A 22,642-nucleotide genomic window follows, 5' to 3' on the forward strand; every position below is an offset into this window, starting at 1 on the left:
GGTCTTTTTACTTTGTTGAATTGAAATAAAAAGCCCCCGGAAGTCAGGGAAAACTCCCGGGGGCACGACGGTCAGTGGAGGGGGCAAGGTTATTCCACTATCGTCGGAGTTACAAAAATGACCAGTTCTGTCTTCTTGTCTATTTTTGATTTCGACGAGAAAAGCCTTCCAAGGTATGGGATATCTTTCAGGTAGGGAACGCCACTGACCAGTTCAGTCTCGACCTTCTTTATAAGACCACCGATAACGGCTGTTTCCCCATCACTTACAACCACTCTTGTGTCAGCTTCGGCCATCGCGATTATTACTCCGCCCTGGGCGGTCGCTTCCGACTGAAGCTCGCTGACCTCGGGATGAAGATCAAGGGTGATCGTCCTGTCGGCGTTGACATGAGGTATTACCCTGAGAATAATACCGATCTTGGTAAGCTCGGTAACAGGATTGCCTGCCTCATCGGCGACGATCAAAGGGATCTCCTTACCGACAAGGATGCTCGCTTCCCTGTTGTCCATCGTCGTGATCCTGGGATTGGAGATGATATTCGCCCTGTTCGTCTTTTCGAGGGTTTGGATCATCGCGTTAAGTTCACCCCATGACCTGACCATACCGAATTTCATGTTCGCCGCTGAGACCGGGATCGAAGAAGTGACTTCCGCGCTTCCAGTCGCACCAAAACCAGCTTTGTGCAGATTGAGAAGTCCCCAGTTTATTCCGAGCTCCTGCGACGCTTCGACATCTATCTCGACAAGTTTGGCGTTGATATCGACCTGGAATGTCTTCATATCAAGCTTCTTCACCATTTCCGAGATCTGCTCGACATTCTTCTCTATATCGACGACGATCAGCGAATTGCTTCCCGGATCGACATTGATGCTTCCTCTCTGGCTTACCATCTGCGCCAGAGCGCTGCTGAGTTCTTCAGCGTTCGAATCATTGACATACATTATCCTCGTTACGAGGGGAAGCAGATCATCCTGCTTCTTCGCGGCAGTCTGGACTTCGAGTTCTTCCTTGAGAAGAGTGGAAAGCTCGGCTACCCTTATCATTCCGTATTCTTCCCTGTACCCGTAACCATGAGCCTTGAGTATGACATCGAGGGCTTCCTGCCATGGACAATCTTTTATGTGAACATGGACCTCTCCCTCAACGCCTTTTCCGGCGACTATATTGATGCCGGCAAATTCCGAGATAGTCCTCAGCACGGTCTTTATATCAGCCGCCTGGGCATCCAGGGTTATCTTTTTCGAACCCATTCCGAACCCGCCACCTTCAGGAGCGGCTCCACGGACATACGATTCAGACCATGGGACAGTCTCATTGTTGACGGGAGTCCCCACGACCGGAGCCGGAACTTTTACTTCATTTGCTGAATTGTTCCTGTTGTCCGAAGCGACCCATGGGGAGTCGGCCTTCTGCTGGACTCTGGTTTCTTTTACCTTTTCCTCGACCGGCGCCTCCTGCCATCCACTGTCGAGACCCGTATCGACCGGTTTGATCATCGGAAGGACGGGGCCCACTGACGCGGCCGAAAGCACCTTCGGTTTTTCAACCGGAGTATCGTTCTTGACCACTGGAGTATAGGATGCGAATCCAGCATTCTCTTTTCCGGTCAGTTCCACGACCTGGATCTCTCCATCTTCGTACATCCTGTAGTCGACCTGTTTTTTCAGATCAACCACTATCCTGCTTATACGGACCGGATCAATCTGGAACTGGCTCGTCCGGATCATCGATACTATATCGTTCGGCTGTTTGTTATCGATCTCCCGAAGGTCATATTTCGCTCCGATGCAATCGACGACCAGCCTTTCAGGATCGGACATCCTGAATACTTTGAACTCCATATCGCCGGACTTGCTGATCTCGATCCTAACCTTCCCGTCGCCAGGAATGACTTTGAGGTCGTTGACCTCGGAATCACGATCGCCGGCGGAAAGGCTCAGGCATGGCAACAACAGGCCAGCGAGAACAACCAGAGCAACTTTACGTACACTCAGCATCTTATTCTCCTTTTCCCTCTTTGCCCTCCAGCCGGAGGGTTACACTGTTAGTCTGTCCAAACATCGTTAATCTGGCGACAAGAGTCTGTTCTCCTACCGAAATGATACTCCCATGCCTGATCGGATCACCAGCTTTGATGATGTATCCAAATCCGTTCTTATCTTCAAGCATCGCGTATTTTTCCAGTCCCCCGGAAAGAATACCGACCAGTTTCACGTTGTAGATATCGACAAGTTCATATTCATTTTCCTCGAATTCGCCCGATACCAGGCTCCTGAACGGATCTCTTCTGTTAAACGCCTGGTAGTAATAGCGTTTCTCTCTAAAATTGCCCTGATCAGACGCCTTTTCCTCGGCAAGCGCGCGCAGCGGCAGCACTGCCAGGATCAGAAGAATGGAGGGCGCTACGGAACAGAGCAGTTTTTTCCAGACTGCTTTAAGATTTCTTCTTTGTGATATCATCAGCTACCGCACCACCTTCCTGAAGCGTGTAGGCGATCATAGTCATTTCAGCTTCTATGGTATGATCTCTTCCCACCTTGTTCTTGTCTGAAGAGTTCGCCTTGACATTTTTTATGTGAAGCCCTGTCACGTTGATGATCCTGTCGAGATTAGCCACTTTCGAAAGAAAGATCCCAATATCATGGTACTGGCCCTGGACAATTATCTTTACCGGATTCTCAGTGACAAACTCCTGCCTTACCTGCGGCTGCGGCTGAAAAAGCGAGAATTCCACGCCAGCCTGGTTTCCGGCTCTTGTTATCTTGCGCAACAGCTTGGCTACTTCTTTCTCCTGAGGGAGCAGACTCTGTGCCGCTACCCATTTTGTGTGAAGCCTGTTGTATTCACTTTCCAGTTTTGCCAGGTTTCCCACTGTTTGTCTTGCCTTCTCGAGCTCAGCGCTCATCTTCTCATATTCCCCAGTGAGCGTATTTATTTTCGCTTTTTGAGGCGAGAAGAAGAACGGCATGAAAGCCGTGAAGAAGTACACATAGCCGAATATCAGGATCAATATCCCGACTATCATCGACTTCTGCACCTGTGGATCTTTGAAATCCATTTTTAAGACCTCTCTTCCCTACTGGGGCATTGCATTGGCGTTTAAGCTGAATTTCATGACTTCTCTCTTATTTATCTCCCCTTTTTCCGCGACCTTGAGGTCGATATGGGTAAAGACCTGAGAAGCTTCGAGATTAGATATCATGTCAGCGATCGTGTAGTTTGAAAACGCGATCCCTTCGATTGAAAAATTATTGGGAGTCGCTTCCTTTATATCGGTCAACCAGCAATTGTCCGGCACCTTCAACCCGATATCGTTGAGAAGTTTCACCCTGAAATACCTGTTCCTGTCGAGAGAAGTGATCAGGCTGAGTCTACGATCGACCTCTTCGCGTTCCTTGGTGATCTGTTTGATCTTCGCCAGCTGTGGGGCGAGTTTCTTCGACTCTTCCGTCGCGATATCCATCTTTTTCTGCAGGCTCCTTACCTTTCCTGCCTGGACCGTTCCGATGACAGCGATTGAAAGGAAGAACACGACGACTGTCGCGACAAGATATACCGTCGACATCTCGGGAAGATTTATCTCTCGTTTTCTTTTCCTGTCTTCCTGTGGAAGAAGATTGATTCTTATCATTATTTTCCCGCCTTTCTCAAAGCGAGCCCTATTCCGACGGTCAGCAATGGAGCGATATGTTCCAGATTCTCCTCGTATTCTCCAAATACTCCCTCGTCGTAATCGATCCCTTCCAGGGGATTCAGGACCATGAATTCGATCCCGTGTCTCTCTGAAAGGATCTCCTTGAGGAAAGGTATCTGCGCTCCACCCCCACTCAGAACGACCTCGTCGATCCTGTCAGCATCTCCGGCAGCCTTCAGAAAAGAGATGCTTCGTTCGATCCCGAGTATCAGATCGTCGGATGCCCCTTTTATTACCTCTCTGACCTTGCCGCTGTCCAATTCGCCCAGATCACCGGATATGATATTCTGAGCCGTTTCATAATCTATGTTCATCTCTTTCTGAAGAAGTTCGATGAAATTGTTCGAGCCGACGCTGATATCCCTTGTAAAATGAGGGCTCGAACCCTGTATAATATTTATGTTGGTGACATCGCTGCCGATATTTATAAGTCCGATGACCTTTTCTTCCCTCTCCTCATGTGACCCGTCTTTCGAATCAGAACGGCCGTTGACGACACCAAGGTTTGTCTCGAAGCAGTTCTGAACGGCGAAAGAATCGACATCCACGATGCTCGGAGTAAGGTCGGCATCGGTTATGATAGCTGAATGGTTATTGACCATATCTTTTTTAGCGGCTACCAGAAGGACTTCCATCTGGTTTGCGCCTATGTCTTCCCTGAGTATCTGGAAATCAAGGCAGACATCATCGATATCAAAAGGAACATGCTGCTCTGCTTCCCAGAAAATCGCCTCTTTCGCGTCCTCGGGAGCCATCTTGTCCATGACGACCTTTTTAACGATGACAGCACGACCCGAGACCGCCGATACTACGTCAGTCGAAGTTATCCCCGCCTGTAACATGCACTCCTTGATTCCTTCGATCACCAGGTTACGATCCATGATCTCGCCCTCGACAATCGCCTCAGGCAGCAACCTGTTCATCCCGAATCGGACTATTCGCGGGGTATCCCCCGAATGTTCGATCTCAATCGCCTTGATAAGACTTGAACCGATATCAAGTCCAACGGTCGAAGTCTTTTTTCTGAATGGTAGGGAGATCATTCTCGCACCAGCCTTTTCGATTTGCTGCTAAAAAAGCATCCGTTCTTCAGACCCGTGGCCGAAAAACGCTCAATTAACATCCATTCCACTGATAAATCTCTTAGTTTTTTTCCTCGAAAGGCAGAACACGCAACAAATGTGCCAAAGACCTTTCTCCTGTCGCCGTTATATAAGCATATTTAACAAGCTGTTACAGTTCAACCTCTCACCCAGTCCAAAGAGCCTTTTCACCTATTGCACTGAAGCTATGCAAAGTGCCAAAAAACGCGGCATGGGTCTATATACCCATTTTGATCCACTCGACAGATATGCTTGTTGAAGATGATTTTTTCTTTGTGGAGAAAAGATTCCTCGATATTTTTTTAGAATCTCGTGAAATACCAGCCAAGCAGCTGATTCCCGAAGAAAATACAGATCCCCGCCGATGGAGCAAGGAAGGATCCAAACGCTACAGCTGTCCCTGCTTCTCCCCCTTTTGCCCGAAGAAGGTATATTCCATAGATCGATCCGAAGAAGGAGGCGAGGACGATCACCGGAAGAACAAGCTGGACACCGAGAAAGGCTCCGATCATTCCCATAAGTTTTATATCTCCTCCACCCATCCCTTCCTGTTTCCTCGCCAGCTTGTAGAGCGCTCCGACAAGCCATAGCGAACCTCCACCGACAATGGCTCCCAGGATGGAACTGAGGAAGGATAGACCGGGATTGAAAAAGCTCCAGACAATGCCGACAACGATGAATGACAGGCTAATCTCGTCTGGTATGATCCTGTGGTCCCAGTCTATCAGCATAACTGCGAGCAACGCCATCAGGAAGGCAAATGCCAGTATCGCTTCGATTGAATACCCCCATCTCCAGACCACCGCGGCGGCAATGAGGACTCCGGCTGATTCGACCGCCGGATACCTGGCCGATATCCTATCTCCACAATCCGCGCATCTGCCCCGGAGTAGAAGATAGCTCAAAACAGGAATGTTCTCGTACCAGCGTATCACGTGAGCGCAATTTCTGCATGCTGACCTGGGTTTTATTACCGATATGCCCAGGGGCAGCCTGTAAATTACTACATTGAGGAATGAACCGAACAGCGCCCCGATGATCAGGGCCGGGACATAAAGGGTAAAAAGCATAATGATAATTCTTTCCGGCGCGATCAGCGCCCCGCGTATCTCATGTGCCGTTGACTGGTCCTTTGGAAGATTCTCCTTCCACGATCCTCTTCTCGAGTTTGTCTATATATCGCTCGGCCAGTTCACGGATATATTTGTTCTCGGAATTCTCGGCAAGTTCTTTCCACAGGGCGATCCCGTCTTCATAATTTCCACCCTTCGATGCCGCCGCTGCTGCGAACCTGGCAGCTCGTTCATCCGCCGTGGGGAGGGCCGCGGCGATCTCGAACCATTTCTGAGCCTCCTTGTAATCTTTGCCCTGCAGATAATGTACAAATCCGAGTTCGTAAGTCAGCCAGAAGTCTTCCGGATTGTTCTTTACTCCCTTTTCGAGAAGCTTGACACCTTCGTGATACTGGTCGAGGTCCTCAGTGATTATCAGGGCGCTCAGTTTATATGCTCCGATGAAATTCGGATCAAGATCGGTTATCAGTTCAACAAGATGGGAAAATAGCCTGATCCCGTTCTGGGCAAGGATATATCCTCCGTAATACTGTACGGCCTTGAACCACAGAAGATCCGAAGAAAGGTTCCTATAACCGAGAGAGATCATCTTCATACAATCGGTGGAAGGAAGGTACATCACTTCCATCGCCGTCTTTTCCTGGGTCAGGTACTCGACGCTGTCGGTGGCTTTGACCAGTATAAAGATCGCCATGACCGCTATAAGTATTCTTATGATCGTGTATCTCAATATCTTCACCTTCACTCGGCTCGACTGCTGTTAATACTGCTGATACAGGTTATCAGGTGAATTCTCTTCTTCGAAATATCAGATAGGCGAAATAGAGTATCACCGCGCAATAGACGACGGCGTACAAGGTCGTCAACCAGATATCAAAATAACTGAACCTGAGGTCATGGACCGCTTCATGCCTGAGGTTGAATACCTTGAAATTGGGAAGCAGGTAATAGAACCCCTGCATCATATATCTCATGGCGGTTCCACCGTAACGGTTCGCGAATTCTCTCAGATCACTGCTCAACGAACCTGTCACGAAAAAACAGAGAGAAAAGAAAGAAGTAAGGATCGGCGTCGTGAAGGTACTGAAAAATATTATTACGGCGCTCATCACGACTACTTCAAGGATGGACAGATAGGCAGCGGTCAGTATCGCCAGAGTCACATTTCCCCTTCCGATGATTATCATCAGCGACATTACGGCAGCCATCGATATCATAAGTACGGCAAGCGAAAGAACGATCCCGGAAAATTTTCCCAGTATGTATTCATGCCTGGAAACAGGTCTCGTTATGACCATATAGATGGCTTTCTTGTCGATCTCCTTGTGTACCAGTGAACTTCCCACGACTATCGCCGTCAGTACCCCGAATATCGATATGGCGGCAAGTCCAATATCAGTTATTATCTTTCCTCTCGCCGCACCGACTGAAAGAGGCGAAAGCACGAATGTGCTGAGCAGAAGAATGCCGACATATATCACCACGAGGACGAGCAGTTTCTGGCGGAATGTCTCTCGGAAGGTGTTCAGGGCGACACTTCTTATCCTTCTCATGACACCCCCTCCTTTTCCCTGACTGCCGCCGGAACGTTTCTACCTGCCATATTTCCGTTTCCCGAAAGATCTTCCCGCAGTACGTTCATAAATATCTCTTCAAGAGACGGGTGCTGATTGACCACCTTCAATATCTCGCCTCCTGAATTGTATATCTGCTGTATCACAGTCCTTATATATTCCTGTTTTTTGACAAAGATAAATGTCTCACCGGCAGTGACATTCGCTGATTCTATATAATCCCGGATGCTCTCGATCGTTTCCTTTTCACAGCCTCTCGCGGTTATCTCGACCCTGTTTTCTCCCATCCGGAATATCTCGTCAAGCCCCGCGCTTTTCGTGATTACACCGTCTTTTATTATTACTGTCCTGTCACATAGAGCTTCCATATCGGGCAGGATATGGGAAGAGAAGAATATCGTCTTTCCTTCTTTCCTGAGATCGAGGATTATATCGCGTACCAACTTCCTGCCGATCGGATCGAGTCCGGAAAACGGTTCGTCGAGTATCAACAGATCCGGATTGTGAAGAATCGCCTGGGCCAGCCCCGCTCTCTGAAGCATTCCCTTGGAAAATGACCTGACCTTCTGTTTTCGATGCCCGCCAAGCCCGACTAGGGTGATTACTTCATCGCACCTCGATCTCATGCTCTTTCCTGAAAGCCCGCTCATCTTCGCGCAGAACTCCATGAATTCCCGGAGGGAAAGATGGGGGTAAAAATACGGATTCTCGGGAAGGTATCCCACTCTCTCCAGGGAACGCCTGTCTCCGGCCTTCCTGTCGAAAATCCAGACATTTCCCTCGTCCGGTCTGATTAGACCGAGGATGATCTTTATCGTTGTAGTCTTTCCAGCGCCATTCGGGCCAAGAAACCCGAGTATCTCACCTTTCCTGGCGAAGAAAGAGACGTCGTGCAATATTTTCTTCGACGAAAACATCATATCAGACCTGAAAGATTTTTTTACTTTCTCCACATTGAGTACTTCCATCTTTTTTCCTGTCCTGATAATGGTTCCTGTCACTATTTATCCGGTCATATGGATATATTTTCACCAATAACTGGCTGATTTGCGGGCGTTAACAGCCTGATAACGCCTCATTCCCCGAATATGTGCAGATTTTGTGCCTGAATCACCGATCTGGCCCTCCGGGTACGGGGAGCCGATATGACTGCCAAAAAAAAGGGCGGCCTTGCGGGCCGCCCTAGAGTAAGCATCTGTCAGATCCCTACTGACCACTGGTCAGAGTAATAACAGCCGTACCTGCGGTCTTGCCTACGCCATCGATCGTATAACCGATGTTGACGCCGTTAAGCGCTACTACGACATAACCTGTCTGTCCAGGTGTAGCAGCCGCGGCAAACTGCGGTTCCGAGGCGACCTTTGTGAAAGGGTTCTCCATAAGGTTTCCGCCGGGGAGCAGATCCTGCAGGACCTCTCCACTGGGAGTAGCGTCAGCAGCCGCACCAGCGTATACTCCATCGTTCTGTACGGCAAAATCTTCAGCAGCAAGCTGGACCGTGTGGCAGTTTGATTTTACTGAAGCCTCTTTGGCTCTTGCCTGCATATTGATAAAGTTAGGGATCGCTATGGCAGCGAGGATACCGATAATGACCACTACGATCATAAGCTCGATAAGAGTGAAACCCTTGTTATTCATCTTGCACCTCCCTGGTACAATTTTTCAAGGCTTTCTGCCTTGATACCGATGTTATCGGTTCTTGTGGAACCGTGAATCGCTCAATAATCCCGGTCTCTATGTCAACCGGGTTCAACTGCATAACCGCAAGTTCTATGCCAACAGAATCGCCCCTATGCCATGCAGTAATATCTTGCCAATATGGCCTTTATACCGATACCTCCCTTCGGGCCTTCAAAACATTGATTGTAAAATGCCTGTAAATCATTCGCTTTTGCAACCCGGGCGTATCTTCGCCTCAGACAGTCGCTTTCTCTTCTTCCCTGTCCAGCTCATATCTCTGGATCTTCCTGTAAAGGGTCGAAGCATTGATTCCAAGGATCGAGCTTGCTTTTTTCTTCTGCCAGTTGGTCTCTTCCAGGACGGACAGGAGGTATTCCTTCTCCAGTTCTTCCAATGTCATCTGGGAATTATCCATGACAAGTTTTCTTCTGTCCTTCGAATGCAGCCTGACCTTGTCGGGAAGATCGCATATATCCACGACGTCTCCATCCTGCAGGATCACGGCTCTTTCTATGACATTCTCCAGCTCACGCACATTTCCCTGCCAGTCGTAATTTATCAGAAGGCACATCGCTTCTTTTGAAATGGTCTTTTCTTTCCCGGCTTTCTGTGAAGCGATCTGGAGAAAATGCTCGACGAGCAGGGGGATATCATCCCTTCTCTCCCTGAGAGGGGGAATATTTATCGGTATGACGTTAAGACGGTAATACAGGTCCGCCCGGAAAGCGCCGGCATGGACAGCTTCTTCGAGATCCGCGTTGGTTGCCGCGACAAGCCTCGCGTTGACCTTGATCGGTTGGGTCCCTCCGACGGGGATTATCTCTCTTTCCTGCAGCACGCGGAGAAGTTTGACCTGGATAGCCAGAGATGTCTCCCCCACTTCATCGAGGAAAAATGTTCCACCGCTCGCGACCTTGAACAGGCCATCCTTGTCCCTGATCGCGCCGGTAAAACTGCCTTTGACATGGCCGAAGAGTTCGCTTTCAAGAAGATTCTCGGGAAGGGCGCCGCAGTTTATCGATACGAATGGAGTATTCGATCTGTCGCTCTGGTAATGGATAGCCCTTGCGACAAGTTCCTTACCCGTACCGCTCTCTCCCGTCACCAGTATCGTCGAATCTGTATCCGCCACTTTGTCTATGAGATCGAAGACCTTATGTATCTCCTCGCTCTTTCCTATGATCTTTCTTGGTGAATCCTTCTTTTTCAGCTGCTTTTTCAGAAAGAGATTCTCGCTTTTCACTTTGTGCAGGTCAAGGGCGTTACGGACGACCATCTTGATCTCTTCGTTCTTGGCGGCCCTTTTTATCAGATAGTAAAAGGCTCCTTCATTCAACGCGTCGATCGCCGTCTTCTGAGAAGCGTACGCCGTCATGATTATCACCGGAAGAGTCGGATTGATCTCTTTGGCCTGTTTCAGCACTTCGATCCCGTCTATCCCCTCCATCCTTATATCAGTCATCAAGAGATCGAAATTCGAACCGGATATCTCCTTGACAGCCTTTTTTCCGTTATTGACCGTTTTAACGTCATACCCTTCCTTCTTCAACATTATGGCAAGGTACTGGCACATGCTTTTTTCATCGTCTACGATCAGGATCTTTTCATCCGCCATTAATAGAGACCCCCAGAATTAAATAACATCGACACTGCATAACTTCTCTGTTTCATGATTCTCTTCTTCTTTGATTGTCTCAGGGACCGAAACGGGAAGAATCACTGAAAAGACCGTCCCGGTATTTTCCCTGCTCTCTACCTTGATCAAGCCGGAGTGGCTTTCGACTATCCTCGCGGCGGTGGCAAGTCCCAGACCTGTCCCGCCATTCTTTGTCGTAAAAAACGGAACAAATATATTTGGAAGCACATCCTCCGGAATAACCGGACCGTCATTATGAAAATCGATTCGCACGCATTCCTCAGGATCCCGGTTCTCCCGCAACCTGGTCGTCACCTTGAATACTTTGATCTTCAAAGTCCCAATCGAATCAAGCATCTCACAGGCGTTGAGACCGATATTGAGAAATACCTGCCTGATCTGTTCATCATCTATATAGACAACTTCGTCGGAGATATTGTCATTCACGTCTATCAGGACTTTGTGGCTGAGATTAGGAGAATGTTTCAGCAAAAGAACAATATCACGGATCGATTTGACGATATCGGTACGAGTCATTTCGGGTTTACGCATTCTCGCGTATTCGAGAAAATCGGTTATTATCCTGTCAAGCCGGTCTGATTCGGTGATTATAAGATCCATAAGTTCTTCATTATCGCCGCTTACATCGAGTTCACCTTTCAGCATCTCGATCGATCCACATATCGAAGCGAGTGGCGCGCGTACTTCGTGAGCGATTGCCGCGGAAAGTTCACCGACGGCGGCGAGCTTGTCCGACTGACGAATCTTCTCGCGCATCTGGTCCACTTCCGTCAGATCCTGGAATATCGCTATGACTCCCTTTATCTCACCACCTTCATCCTTGAGAGTCGATGTGCTTATCCCGAGAGGTACGACAGAACCGTCAGTTCTCTGAACTTCGATCTCGTAGCGCTTTCGGTGAAGGCCACTGTCAATAGTAATAATGAACTCGTGCACGAGATGAGGCATATTCGAAAAGACCTTCTTCACGTTCTTACCCTTGTAATCGATGGCGCTTTTCATCCCGAGTATCTCGACCGCGGCATTGTTTATCGTAAGGATCATTCCATCGAGATCAGCCACAACGAGTCCACTGCTCATGTTCATCAGGATACTATCGGTATCGAACCTGATCTGGCGGATCTCATTCTCCTTATCTTCAAGTTCCATAGCCTTCTTATGAAGGTACTTTGAGGCGTATCCACTGACGAGCCCCGTGAGAACGAAGATAACCGAGTAAAGGTAACCCTGTACTATCAGGTTTGAGAATATCGTCCTCGAGTATGGTTGCATCCAGCTTCCGGCCGGAGAGACGATCTTGCCGCTGATCTCGAGCATGCTGAAAGTGAAGTAGACCGAAGCGGCCAGTATAGCGGTTATGAGGCCGCCTGAAACCTGAAAGAATTCACCACCGACAAGAATCGGAAGAATAAAAAGCATCGTAAAATAAGATGACGCACCGCCGCTGTAATAGGTCAGCATAGATAAGACACAGATGTCTATACCGATCAGGACACGTATGACTATGTCGACGGAGACTCCTTTTTTATACGCGAGATAAGCGGAACCGGTGCAGATATATACGATTCCCAGCAGACTGTACAGCCCGGCGACAGAGATCAACCTGCTGTTCAACTGCAGGATCATGATAGCAGCCCCTATAACCAGGGTCGACATGATGATCCTGAGAAAAGCAAGTCTTTTCAGTTTCCGTTCCTCTTCCAGAGGAAATGCACGCGGAACCAGTTCCATCCTTTTCTACCCCTATTTATTTTATCCCGCGACGACTGTCACGAGTTTGAACATCGGCAGATACATCGCGATCAACATCCCACCGACTATCGCTCCCATTACGACGATCATTATTGGCTCAATCGCCGCAGTCATCGATTCAACTGCCGAATCAACCTCGTCATCATAGAAATCCGCGACCTTGTCGAGCATCTCATCGAGAGCTCCGGTCTGCTCGCCGACTCCAATCATCTGAACTACCATCGGCGGGAATACGCCGCTTTTTTTCAACGGTTCGGCAATAGTGTTTCCTTCGCTGATACTCTGTTTTACTTCCATTACTGCCTTCTCAATGACCTTGTTTCCAGATGTACGCGCCGTTATCTCCAACCCGTTGAGGATCGGAACACCGCTTGAAATAAGCGTTCCCAGGGTCCTCGTAAATCTTGCCACCGATCCTTTTCGGACAACGTTACCTATAATGGGAAGACCGAGAAGGGTCTTGTCGACATTGTAATGCCCCTTTTCAGTCTTGTAATACCTCTTGAAAAAGAAAGCACCGCCGATCGTCCCTCCCAGGAGCAGGTACCAGTTCGCTCTTAAAAAATCACTGAGGAACATGACGATCTGTGTCGGCAGGGGCAGCGTCCCACCGAAATCTGTGAACATTTTCGCGAAAGTCGGGATGATCACCATCAGCATGAAGATAGTCGCTCCAAGCGCGACGCAGAGGACTATCGTCGGATAAGTCAACGCGCCCTTGATCTTTCGCCTTAACGCATCAGCTTTCTCAAGGTACTGAGCCAGCCTGTTGAGAATTATATCGAGAATACCGCCTGCCTCACCGGCATCGACCATGTTTACGAAAAGATCGCTGAAACATGAATGTTTATTCAGCGCTTCGGCAAGAGTCGATCCCGACTCGACGTCGCTCATCACTTCAGTGGCAATCTGCTTGAACCTCGGCTTCTCAAGCTGAGAAGAGAGAATGTCGAGGCACTGGACCATCGGAAGACCGGCATTGATCATCGTGGCGAACTGCCTGGTGAAGATCCCGAGATCTTTGACCGTGATCTTGTTCTTCGCGCCGAAATTGATCTGTATGTCTTTCGGTTTCTGTCTTATATGAGTTATTATGATCTTTCTCTTGCGCAGATGATTGATCAACTCATTCTTGTTCTCAGCGGCGTATTCCCCGGAAAGGACTTCTCCTGTCGGCGTCCTCCCCTTCCATATATAAGTAGTAGCCATTTTGATCCCCCTGATCGATATTTTCCTGCACGCAACAGCTGATTTAGTACTGCATACTTCCTGTTCCAGCCCTCTCACCCATCATCTGTTCGAGTTCGATAGGATCGGAGCTCCTTCGTAATGCTTCATCTCTCGCGACCTTTCGATCGCAGAACGCCTGGAAAAGCGCCTGATTCATCGTCTGCATCCCATATTTGTGTCCGGCCTGCATCAGGCCGTATATCTGGTGTATTTTATCGTCGCGGATGACCGCCCTGATCGCCGGTGTACATACCATGAGTTCGGCTACAAGAACCCTTCCTTTGCCGGAGATGTGAGGGATAAGCTGCTGCGTCAGCACTCCTTCGAGCACAAACGCCAACTGAGCCCTGATCTGCGACTGCTGGGTAGCGGGGAAGGTATCGACTATCCTGTTTATCGATTCAAAAGTCGAATTGGTGTGGAGAGTGGCCAGAGCGAGATGGCCTGTCTCGGCGATCGTAAGGGCCGCCTGCATCGTTTCGAGATCGCGCATCTCTCCGATCAGGATAACGTCCGGATCCTGCCTCAGGACATGCTTCAGTGCTGAAGCGAAAGTCTCCGTATCAGCTCTGACCTCCCTCTGGTTCACGATGCAGTTCCTGTGCTGATGAATATATTCGATGGGATCCTCGATCGTGATCACATGCGCTTTACGTTCATTATTGATCTTGTTTATAAGGCTCGCCAGGGTAGTCGATTTACCGCTTCCCGTCGGACCGGTCACGAGGATAAGGCCCTTCTGTTTTTCCGCGAAATTCTTTACTTCCTTCGGAAGGCCGAGTTTATTGTAGTCGAGAATCTCAAACGGGATCTGTCTTATCGCGAGGCTTGTCACTCCCCGCTGCTGAAAAACGTTAGCCCTGAATCTGGAGAGTCCCTGCACGCCGAATGAAAAATCGAGTTCTTTCTCGTTCTCAAACCGTTTCTGCTGTTCCTCCGTAAGGACGCTGTAGGCGATCTGTTTGCTGAGTTCGGGAGTTGTCACAGGGTGATTCGTTTTGTGTATCACGCCATCCACCCTCAACATCGGCGGAACACCGGCAGTTATATGCAGATCGCTGGCTTTCTTCTCGATCATTTCCTGTAGCAATTCTCTGAGGTTTAACATAAAAGCAACATCTCCCTGTCGTGTAAATCTGCCCTGCTACTTGTCAGTCGTCTCTCTTAGGACTTCCTCAAGGGAAGTTATTCCATCTTTTAGTTTCAGTATCCCGTCAGCCCTGAGCGTGAGCATACCCTCCTTTACCGCCTGTTCCTTGATCTCCATAGAGGAGCAACGGTTCAGGATCATCTCCCTGATCTCGCTCGAGATCGGCATGACCTCGTAAAGGCCAAGGCGACCCTTGTAACCTGTATTGCTGCACTTCGAGCATCCTTCGGGAGTATATATCTGGAATGCGGGTTCATTAGGTATTCCAAGTTCCCGAAGAGCTTCAGGATGTATCTCCACTGGCTTTTTACAGTTGTCGCACAGCCGGCGGATCAGGCGCTGGGCCTGTATAAGGTTGGTCGAACTGGACACAAGGAAAGGCTCGACACCCATATCTATCATTCTGTTTATCGTGCTTGGAGCATCATTTGTATGGAGAGTGCTTAGCACCAGGTGCCCGGTAAGCGCCGCCTTGACGGCGATAGAACCGGTCTCAAGATCACGTATCTCACCGACCATGACGATGTTGGGATCCTGCCTGAGAAAAGCTTTCAGGGCAGTCGCAAACGTCAGACCTATCTCCTCGTGTACGTTTACCTGGTTGATTCCCTCAAGGTTGTATTCCACGGGGTCTTCGGCTGTCATGATATTATGATGGGGAAGGTTTATTTTGCTCAGCGCCGAATACAGCGTCGTAGTTTTTCCGCTACCGGTAGGGCCGGTCACAAGGACCATTCCATATGGCGACTCGATCGCTTCATTCAGTTTGGCGAGCGCTTCCGGCTGGAATCCGAGTTTTGTAAGATCTATCTCGAGGTTGCTCTTGTCAAGGATTCGCATAACGATCTTTTCACCGAAAATGGTTGGAAGGGTGCTTACCCTGAGATCTATCTTCTTGCTTCCGATCCTGATCTTTATTCTTCCATCCTGGGGTATCCTCTTCTCGGCGATATCCAGTTCAGCCATGATCTTCAGTCTCGAGGTGATGGCGCCTCTCATCTTTACCGGAGGGGACATCATCTCATGCAGCTGACCGTCTATCCTGAACCTGACCCGCATGGAAGTCTCGAACGGTTCAATGTGGATATCGCTTGCTCCCTTGTTGACGGCGTCGGCGATAAGGGAGTTTACGAGTTTTACCACTGGCGCGTCTTCACTCTGCGCCTCGGCAAGGCCCATATCATCTTCGATATCTTCGACGATCTCGAAATCCTCTTCCATGTCCCGCATCACTTCGGCGAGTGAATCCGCGGAATCATAAAAACGATCGATCGCCCTTTTGATCGAGGTCTCAGTCGCGACCACGGGACTTACTTCGAGTCCCGTTATGAACTTTATGTCGTCTATTGCAAAAATATTGTCAGGATTGGCCATCGCAACGGTGAGTACGCGCCCCTCGCGTAAAACAGGCACGACCTGGAATTTCGTCGCTACTTCAGCGGGTATCAGTTCTACTGAATGTTCATCGGCTTCGAGTTCATCAAGATCGACGGCGGGTACCTGATACTCCTGCGAAAGGAATTCCGAAAATGCTTTTTCGGAAATCGCTCCTGTCTTGACAAGGTTGTACCCAAGGCTTCCGCCCGAATTCCCCTGCTCTATAAGAGCAAGATCGAGCTGATCCTTGCTGATAAGGCTCGATTCAACAAGCTGGTTTGCTATATTGTCTTTCAAGGATTTCCTCCGACCTTCTTCTATTCCCGGGAAAATACAAGCAATTTCCTGACCATTTGCTGAAATCCATCTATCATTCATTCGGCAATTTTTTCTATACATTGAACAAAAAATTCCCGACCGCAATAAATATGCCACGCTTCGGCTTTGAGGATAACAGATTGAAGTAAAATCGATTCTGGGAGAGGCGCTCGTGTCGAGTACGCGTCTTTCAAATGACAGGGCACCTGATCGCCAATGTGCTAACAAGTTGCGATTTTTACAATTCAGCCATTATTGAGAGATGTCCTGTCATCTACCCGGCGGCCTGATTTTGTGCAGGCTGCAAGATATTTCGCACTTTGCAAGATGGTCGGATATCGATTCGAGCCTTTCCAGTGGATAGGATTATGACTGTTCGCGTGGACCGTTATCAGCCATAGTGGTGGGAAAGAATCAGTCGAAGATCTTCCATATCACTCCGACGCGGAAATGCCGCTCGGGCATCAGGTACCCGGGCACCGTCTGGTATTGCGTATCAAAAAGGTTCCTCATCTCGATCTTTACAATGGCGGACATCACTGTCATCGAGAAGGAAGCGTTGAGAATGGTGTACCTTCCAAGCTCGATCCCGTCCCAGTCGCGAGGACCTACGATAGCTCCACCGAGCATCAGCATGAGGGTCTCCGTATCCTTGAAAAACCGTCTCTTGATCCTGATCTCTCCCGTTATACGATACTCGGGGATGCCGTACGTGAAATCGCTTCTCTTCCCAAAATATTCTCCTCCGGCCCTCGCCGCCAGATCGATGCCGAAAGCTTTCCCATCCCCGTTGATGCTGCTTCTGATACCGGTAACATCGGACCGGCCCGAGGATTGATATCTCGAGTTGTCCCTGGCCAGTAAGATCCTTTCTCTCTCACGTCTCGCGAAAAGGTCGACCGAGACTCTGCCGAGAAATCCGAACCCTGCCGAGATCTCATCGACCTGTTCCGGATCGAGTCCGATATTTCCCTCGCTGCCCAGAAAGATGCCGTCTACCGTATAGTCAAGTTGTGGCTGGAACAGTTCCTCGGAGACAGGCATCCTTATAGACCTTGAGATATTGATATTCTGATATGTCCCGTTTTCAGCTTCTCTCGATATTCCCGCCGCCCCGGCGATCCAGTTTCCCGCCGTACTATGATGTCCCGTGTTTATATTACTCCTGAATTTCAATGAAAGGAATCTTCCCGTGGCGGTGACTCCTCCCGAGACAACAGTATATTCAGGATGGAAATAGTCTCCCCATAACCTGTTCTCAAAGGTGGCCCTTTCGGCATTGAGAGAGGGATTCAGCGTCAGCAGGCCCAGATCGGCCTTCCACTTTAAAGATCCTTCAATTATCTGCCCGGAGGTCCATCCGCAGTAGCGTTTCATCTCGACGACTCTCTGCCTCAGAAGGACCGACAGGTCCTCTCTGGTGTACCTCATATGAGCGTCTATTCCGTAATAACTTATATCCTCACCGGTATTTCCCGATCCGGGAATTATCGGGATCAACCTTGTCCCCTTGTACGCGTCGTCGAACCTTTGAAGCCTGAAAAAGAGATGCTCCTTCCCCTCTCCCTTAAAAAGAAGTTCGGTAAGGATCGATCTCGATTTGTATGAACCGATGAAACTGCTTTCTCTCTCAACGAGAGACTTGGAGGGATCCTGCAGATATTCATCATAGGCGAATGTCAGGTTGACAGGTGAGTCAGGAGTAGAAAACCAGATCCTTCTCGATCTTCTCGACAGGCGGCCATTCGTAAAATCCGCGACGGCCATCGGACCTTTCCTTCCACCTTCCTCGATCACTATATTAATCGCCCCTCCCGGTGCCGGTATTCCCGAAGGAAGTACAATACTGCCATATACCACCTCGACCCTGAGCAATCTTGACAGAGGCACGAATCTCAACAATGGATCATTGTTATACGGATCGCTGTACGGAAGGCCGTTGATAAGAAAGATCATTCCACGTGGAAGGTCGCCGTCGACCGAGAAAGAGACTGCCGCTCCTTCCGGGCCCTTTCTCCAGAAAGCGACTCCCGGAACCATCTCAAGTATATCTTCCACTGTATTTATATTCCAGGCGGCCAGGTCTTCCGCCGTTATAACGTAGAACTCTCCCGTGAACAGCAGTGAATCGGAAAGAACGGATCCTTCGGGCGCACTTTCCCCGAGGACCGTGATGGAAGCATGAAGAAAAATGACCGCCAGCGAAGCGGTAAATAATATTTTATAAACGGAATCCTTCATTCGGACTGCCAGCGTAAGTCGTTAGAACATCAAACAGTGCGCTCACAGGGACTTTAAGACAGTGATTGCCGCTGGTCAAGTCAAATCATCTTTTTCAGATCTATGACCGACTGGTAAGTCACAGCGGTCCCCCCGATAGAGGCCTTCATAGCCTCATCGAAGTGATAATCCGATCCCCCGGTAGCGGCGAGATCGTGCTTTTCAGCGATGTCGCGGATCTCAATAGCCATTTCCCCGCTATGGTTGGGATGCCACGCCTCGATTCCGGACAATCCGGACCGTAGAAGAGAATCGATCAGATTTTTCCTCCTCACCAGCACGCCTGGATGGGCCCAGACAGCCACCCCACCGGCATCGCGGATGCGCGAGATAGCTTCAGAGGCGGTGAGGACCATCCTTGGCACGTAAGCGCTCCTGCCTTTTCCGAGATACTTGGAGAAGGCTTCCTGGATAGCTGTTATATACCCTTTTTCAAGGAGGACCCTGGCGATATGCAACCTTCCTATCGTTCCGCTGATTCCCGATATCCTCATGACTTCCTCGAATGATATTTCGAGTCCGGCTTTGTTCAGTTTTTCAGTCATAAGTTCAGCCCTGTCAGATCTGGCTTTTTCAAGCCTGGCCAGCAGAGTGGTCAGCCGTTTTTCATTACAGTCAAAAAGGTATCCCAGGATATGGATATCCTTGCCGTTTTCCTTCGCGCTGAATTCTACTCCGGTCAGTACCTCGACGGCTTTATCGGAAGAGGCAAGAAGAGCCTCCTCCTGGCCCGCGATTGTATCATGATCTGTAACGGAGATCGCGGCAAGACCCGCTTCCAGCGCCTTTGTGACCAGTTGAGCCGGAGTCATCCGACCATCTGAATAGCAGGAATGAAGATGAAGGTCGCATGGAGATCGAGGATCTTTCATCTTGGACCGTTTCAGGAGATAGTGCTGAATTTTTTCATTTTTTCGGAGATATCCCTGAATGTGACATCAACGATATATACTTCTTCGAAATGTTCACGGGCCTTATCCATCTCCCCCAGGGCCTCATGGGCAAGACCGAGATTGTAGTGGATCCCGAGATTATCCCCGTTGGCCATCCCGGTAAGTTCCAGCCCTCTCTGAAGCTGTTTGACGGCAAGACGCGGATTGTTTATCTCGATAAAACACTGTCCTATCATCTCGAGACTCTGGAGTTGCAGCTGTTCCGATCTTGACGAGATCTGGAGTTCCTTCAGCGCGTCGTCAAAGAGGCCCATTTCGATATAAGCCATTCCAAGATCATAGTGGCTTTTAAAATCGTCTTCTTCGACATCGCTGGTTATATCTTCAACAATATTCCTGACAGAAGCTTCGTTCTCGATCTCGGCGTCTTCCTGTTCAATGATATCAGAGAGATCTTCAGCAAGTGTCGCCGCTGACCGCCCACCGCCCTCTATATCTTCTTCCGATGATGGAATCTCCCATTCTTCGACTGGCCGCGAATCGATTGCTTCTTCCTCAACCGCCTCTTCACCACCCTCCGCGGCGATATCGCCGCTTTCGTGGCTCCCACCCTGGAGATCCTCTTTAAGATCGTCTTCCCCCATCTCATCCCCGGACTTCGGCAGAGGACCAGTGCTGACATCCGGCTCTTTCCCCGCCTCATCATGACCGGCCTGCCCGGCTCTCTCTACCGCTTCCGCTCCGGCGACAGAGTCATCATTATCCCGCGCGCTGGCGACAGCATTACCGGTAATATCTATTCCCGTGGTATCGACCCCCTGCGCCGTCACCGGCGGTGCCTGGCTGGGCGAGATGATCTCGTTGATCTTTTCGATCTCTTCGTGCTTTAGCGATTGCTTGATCAGATCAAGCCTGTTCCTGTAATAATTGAGCCTCTGCGGGTCGCCCTTAAGCGAATTTTTGGCGATCAGCTCCGCGAGAATGGTCGCTGCCTGGGATTTCAACCCCGATTCAGCATATACCTCAGCCGCTTTCGACCATATACCTTCACAATCAGGCGAGAGATCGAGAATGTTCTTCACCTTCTCCTCGATCTTTCCTCCCTTGGAATCGTTGCCGGCAACGATCAGGTCGAAATACTGCATAAAAAATGTCTCGGCCTCTCCCATGAATTTCTGTTTGGCTTTGATTTCTCCAAGTTTATATATCGTTTCAATCCTGTTCGGAACAGTTCTGAGGATTTTTTTACAGACAGCCACCGCGTTATTGTATAAAGCTACTTTTTCGTAATTCTCCGCCGCTTTCTCGAATGATGTGACGGCAAGGACCTTTTCTCCCGTCCTGAGATATATATCGCCGAGTTCGTTGTACAGGTTTGGATTGCGTGATTCGACCGTAAGAAGCTTCTTGTATTCCTCTATCGCCTTATCGACTTTTCCCTTCTTAAGAAAAGCCTGAGCCTTCTGCCTTAACTGAGTTGCCTTACTCACAGCCCGACCTCGCTCCTGATCCTGAAATCCTGGACCTGACGTACAACTTTCCCTTCCTTGATCACGACAACAGCATGATTCTGCCCAGCTCTGCTTGGTATTTCCCGATAATCCTCATTATCGTATATTACTATATCGGCTTTCTTCCCGATTTCTAAAGAACCAAGTTCATCTCCCATGCCGATCGCGAATGCTGCATTCCTCGTCGCCGCGACAATCGCTTCACCTGGAACGAGTCCCATCTGTGAGCAGGCGATCGAAACGGTCAGCGGCATCGAGCTCGACGGGGCGCTCCCCGGATTGTAATCGGTCGACAGGGCTATCGCCGCGCCTGCTTCTATAAGATCCCTCGCCGGGGCGAAGTGCTTCGAAGCGAGTCCGAAGGAAGTCCCCGGTAAAAGGACTCCGATAGTATCGCTTCCAGCGAGAGCCCTGATCCCGGCCGGAGTGATCTTCGTCAGATGTTCCACCGACACCGCACCGATCTCAACAGCAAGCTCTGTTCCACCTATCGCATATATCTCGTCTGAATGTACCTTGAGCCCGAATCGATGTTTCTTCCCCGCTTCAAGGATCCTGCGGGTCTGTTCGACGCTGAAGACTCCTTTTTCACAGAAGACATCGATGAATTTTGCCAGACCGGTACTTGCTACGTAAGGAATCATCTCATTTATGAGGAAATCGACATATTCATCCGAATCGCTGTATTCGGGGGGTACCTGGTGAGCACCCATGAAGGTCGCCACCACATCGAGGCACGTTTCTTTTCCCAGGCGTTCGATGACCCTGAGTTGTTTTATCTCGTTTTCCCTGTCGAGGCCGTAGCCGCTTTTTATCTCGAGGGTCGTGACTCCTTCTTCCAGCATCCGGCCTAGTCTTCGCCTGCTTATCTCGAAAAGCCTCTCCTCGTCCATCTCCCTCAGACCCCTGACAGAACGTTTTATCCCTCCGCCCTTCTTTTCGATATCGAGATAGCTCTCCCCCCTTATCCGGGATTCATACTCATCAGCCCTGTAACCGGCAAATACGGCGTGCGTGTGAGGATCGACCCAGCCCGGCATGATTACCCTGCCACCGGCGTCGATATTCTCCGATATCTCCGCGCCCTTGATCTGCGCGAGCACTTCTTCCTGATTTCCTATAGCTGAAATTCTTCCTCTACTGACAGCAATCGCACCACCCCTGACCACTCCCGGGTCAGAGAGATGTCCTCCACGCCACGGCCCGCTGCCGAATCCCGCGGATGTGACGATCTGTCCGGCGCCAAGAAGTAGCAAATCAATGGTCTCTGGCAAGCGCCTCTCCTTGCAGAATGATACCTTTAACCTGTTCAATCCAGGCATAATGCACACAATCAAATGCGCAAAT

The 22,642-nt window shown here is 49.6% G+C and carries 19 protein-coding genes; all 19 read right to left on the bottom strand.

What is annotated here, in order from left to right:
• Positions 1 to 89 precede the first annotated feature (89 nt).
• Complete coding sequence (gene pilQ / locus JW814_08200; GenBank protein MBN2071423.1) at positions 90 to 2,000, bottom strand: type IV pilus secretin PilQ; 1,911 nt, start codon at positions 1,998 to 2,000, stop codon at positions 90 to 92.
• A 1-nt stretch (position 2,001) separates the two neighbouring features.
• Complete coding sequence (locus JW814_08205; GenBank protein ID MBN2071424.1) at positions 2,002 to 2,463, bottom strand: hypothetical protein; 462 nt, start codon at positions 2,461 to 2,463, stop codon at positions 2,002 to 2,004.
• Positions 2,438 to 3,061: a type 4a pilus biogenesis protein PilO gene (gene pilO, locus JW814_08210; GenBank protein ID MBN2071425.1), complete on the bottom strand. Its 624-nt coding sequence runs from the start codon at positions 3,059 to 3,061 to the stop codon at positions 2,438 to 2,440. The genes JW814_08205 and pilO overlap by 26 nt, the downstream gene beginning before the upstream one ends.
• An 18-nt stretch (positions 3,062 to 3,079) precedes the next feature.
• Positions 3,080 to 3,634, bottom strand: a complete 555-nt coding sequence (locus JW814_08215; GenBank protein ID MBN2071426.1) for a PilN domain-containing protein — start codon at positions 3,632 to 3,634, stop codon at positions 3,080 to 3,082.
• Complete coding sequence (gene pilM, locus JW814_08220; protein MBN2071427.1) at positions 3,634 to 4,740, bottom strand: type IV pilus assembly protein PilM; 1,107 nt, start codon at positions 4,738 to 4,740, stop codon at positions 3,634 to 3,636. Before pilM ends, JW814_08215 begins: the two co-directional genes overlap by 1 nt.
• 362 nt (positions 4,741 to 5,102) lie before the next feature.
• A complete protein-coding gene (locus tag JW814_08225; protein MBN2071428.1) occupies positions 5,103 to 5,870 on the bottom strand; it encodes a prepilin peptidase in 768 nt (255 codons plus the stop codon).
• 40 nt (positions 5,871 to 5,910) lie between these two features.
• The gene (locus JW814_08230; GenBank protein MBN2071429.1) at positions 5,911 to 6,603 is read right to left on the bottom strand and encodes a hypothetical protein; all 693 of its coding nucleotides are present in this window, start codon (positions 6,601 to 6,603) and stop codon (positions 5,911 to 5,913) included.
• A gap of 52 nt (positions 6,604 to 6,655) precedes the next feature.
• A complete protein-coding gene (locus tag JW814_08235) occupies positions 6,656 to 7,426 on the bottom strand; it encodes an ABC transporter permease subunit (protein MBN2071430.1) in 771 nt (256 codons plus the stop codon).
• Positions 7,423 to 8,415 carry an ABC transporter ATP-binding protein gene (locus tag JW814_08240; GenBank protein ID MBN2071431.1) on the bottom strand — a complete coding sequence of 331 codons (993 nt, stop codon included), beginning with the start codon at positions 8,413 to 8,415 and terminating at the stop codon, positions 7,423 to 7,425. Before JW814_08240 ends, JW814_08235 begins: the two co-directional genes overlap by 4 nt.
• Positions 8,416 to 8,653: 238 nt before the next feature.
• Positions 8,654 to 9,085, bottom strand: coding sequence for a prepilin-type N-terminal cleavage/methylation domain-containing protein (locus JW814_08245; GenBank protein MBN2071432.1), 432 nt, complete (start codon positions 9,083 to 9,085; stop codon positions 8,654 to 8,656).
• 277 nt (positions 9,086 to 9,362) lie between these two features.
• Positions 9,363 to 10,742: a sigma-54-dependent Fis family transcriptional regulator gene (locus JW814_08250; GenBank protein MBN2071433.1), complete on the bottom strand. Its 1,380-nt coding sequence runs from the start codon at positions 10,740 to 10,742 to the stop codon at positions 9,363 to 9,365.
• 18 nt (positions 10,743 to 10,760) lie between these two features.
• A complete protein-coding gene (locus JW814_08255) occupies positions 10,761 to 12,515 on the bottom strand; it encodes a PAS domain S-box protein (GenBank protein ID MBN2071434.1) in 1,755 nt (584 codons plus the stop codon).
• A gap of 21 nt (positions 12,516 to 12,536) precedes the next feature.
• Positions 12,537 to 13,745: a type II secretion system F family protein gene (locus tag JW814_08260; GenBank protein ID MBN2071435.1), complete on the bottom strand. Its 1,209-nt coding sequence runs from the start codon at positions 13,743 to 13,745 to the stop codon at positions 12,537 to 12,539.
• Between the two features lie 43 nt (positions 13,746 to 13,788).
• Entirely contained in the window at positions 13,789 to 14,874 is a 1,086-nt protein-coding gene (locus JW814_08265; protein MBN2071436.1) for a type IV pilus twitching motility protein PilT, read from the bottom strand.
• 36 nt (positions 14,875 to 14,910) lie between these two features.
• Positions 14,911 to 16,671: a type IV-A pilus assembly ATPase PilB gene (gene pilB, locus JW814_08270; protein MBN2071437.1), complete on the bottom strand. Its 1,761-nt coding sequence runs from the start codon at positions 16,669 to 16,671 to the stop codon at positions 14,911 to 14,913.
• 354 nt (positions 16,672 to 17,025) lie between these two features.
• Positions 17,026 to 18,852 (bottom strand): TonB-dependent receptor plug domain-containing protein, encoded by a 1,827-nt coding sequence (locus JW814_08275; protein ID MBN2071438.1) that lies wholly within the window; start codon positions 18,850 to 18,852, stop codon positions 17,026 to 17,028.
• An 80-nt stretch (positions 18,853 to 18,932) separates the two neighbouring features.
• Positions 18,933 to 19,763: a PHP domain-containing protein gene (locus JW814_08280; GenBank protein ID MBN2071439.1), complete on the bottom strand. Its 831-nt coding sequence runs from the start codon at positions 19,761 to 19,763 to the stop codon at positions 18,933 to 18,935.
• Positions 19,764 to 19,774: 11 nt separating this feature from the next.
• Positions 19,775 to 21,274: a tetratricopeptide repeat protein gene (locus tag JW814_08285; protein MBN2071440.1), complete on the bottom strand. Its 1,500-nt coding sequence runs from the start codon at positions 21,272 to 21,274 to the stop codon at positions 19,775 to 19,777.
• On the bottom strand, positions 21,271 to 22,569 hold the full coding sequence (locus tag JW814_08290) for an imidazolonepropionase (protein MBN2071441.1): 1,299 nt from the start codon (positions 22,567 to 22,569) through the stop codon (positions 21,271 to 21,273). The genes JW814_08285 and JW814_08290 overlap by 4 nt, the downstream gene beginning before the upstream one ends.
• Between the last annotated feature and the right edge of the window lie 73 nt (positions 22,570 to 22,642).

This window comes from Candidatus Krumholzibacteriota bacterium, from assembly GCA_016932415.1.
Classification (GTDB): Bacteria; Krumholzibacteriota; Krumholzibacteriia; order Krumholzibacteriales; family Krumholzibacteriaceae; genus Krumholzibacterium.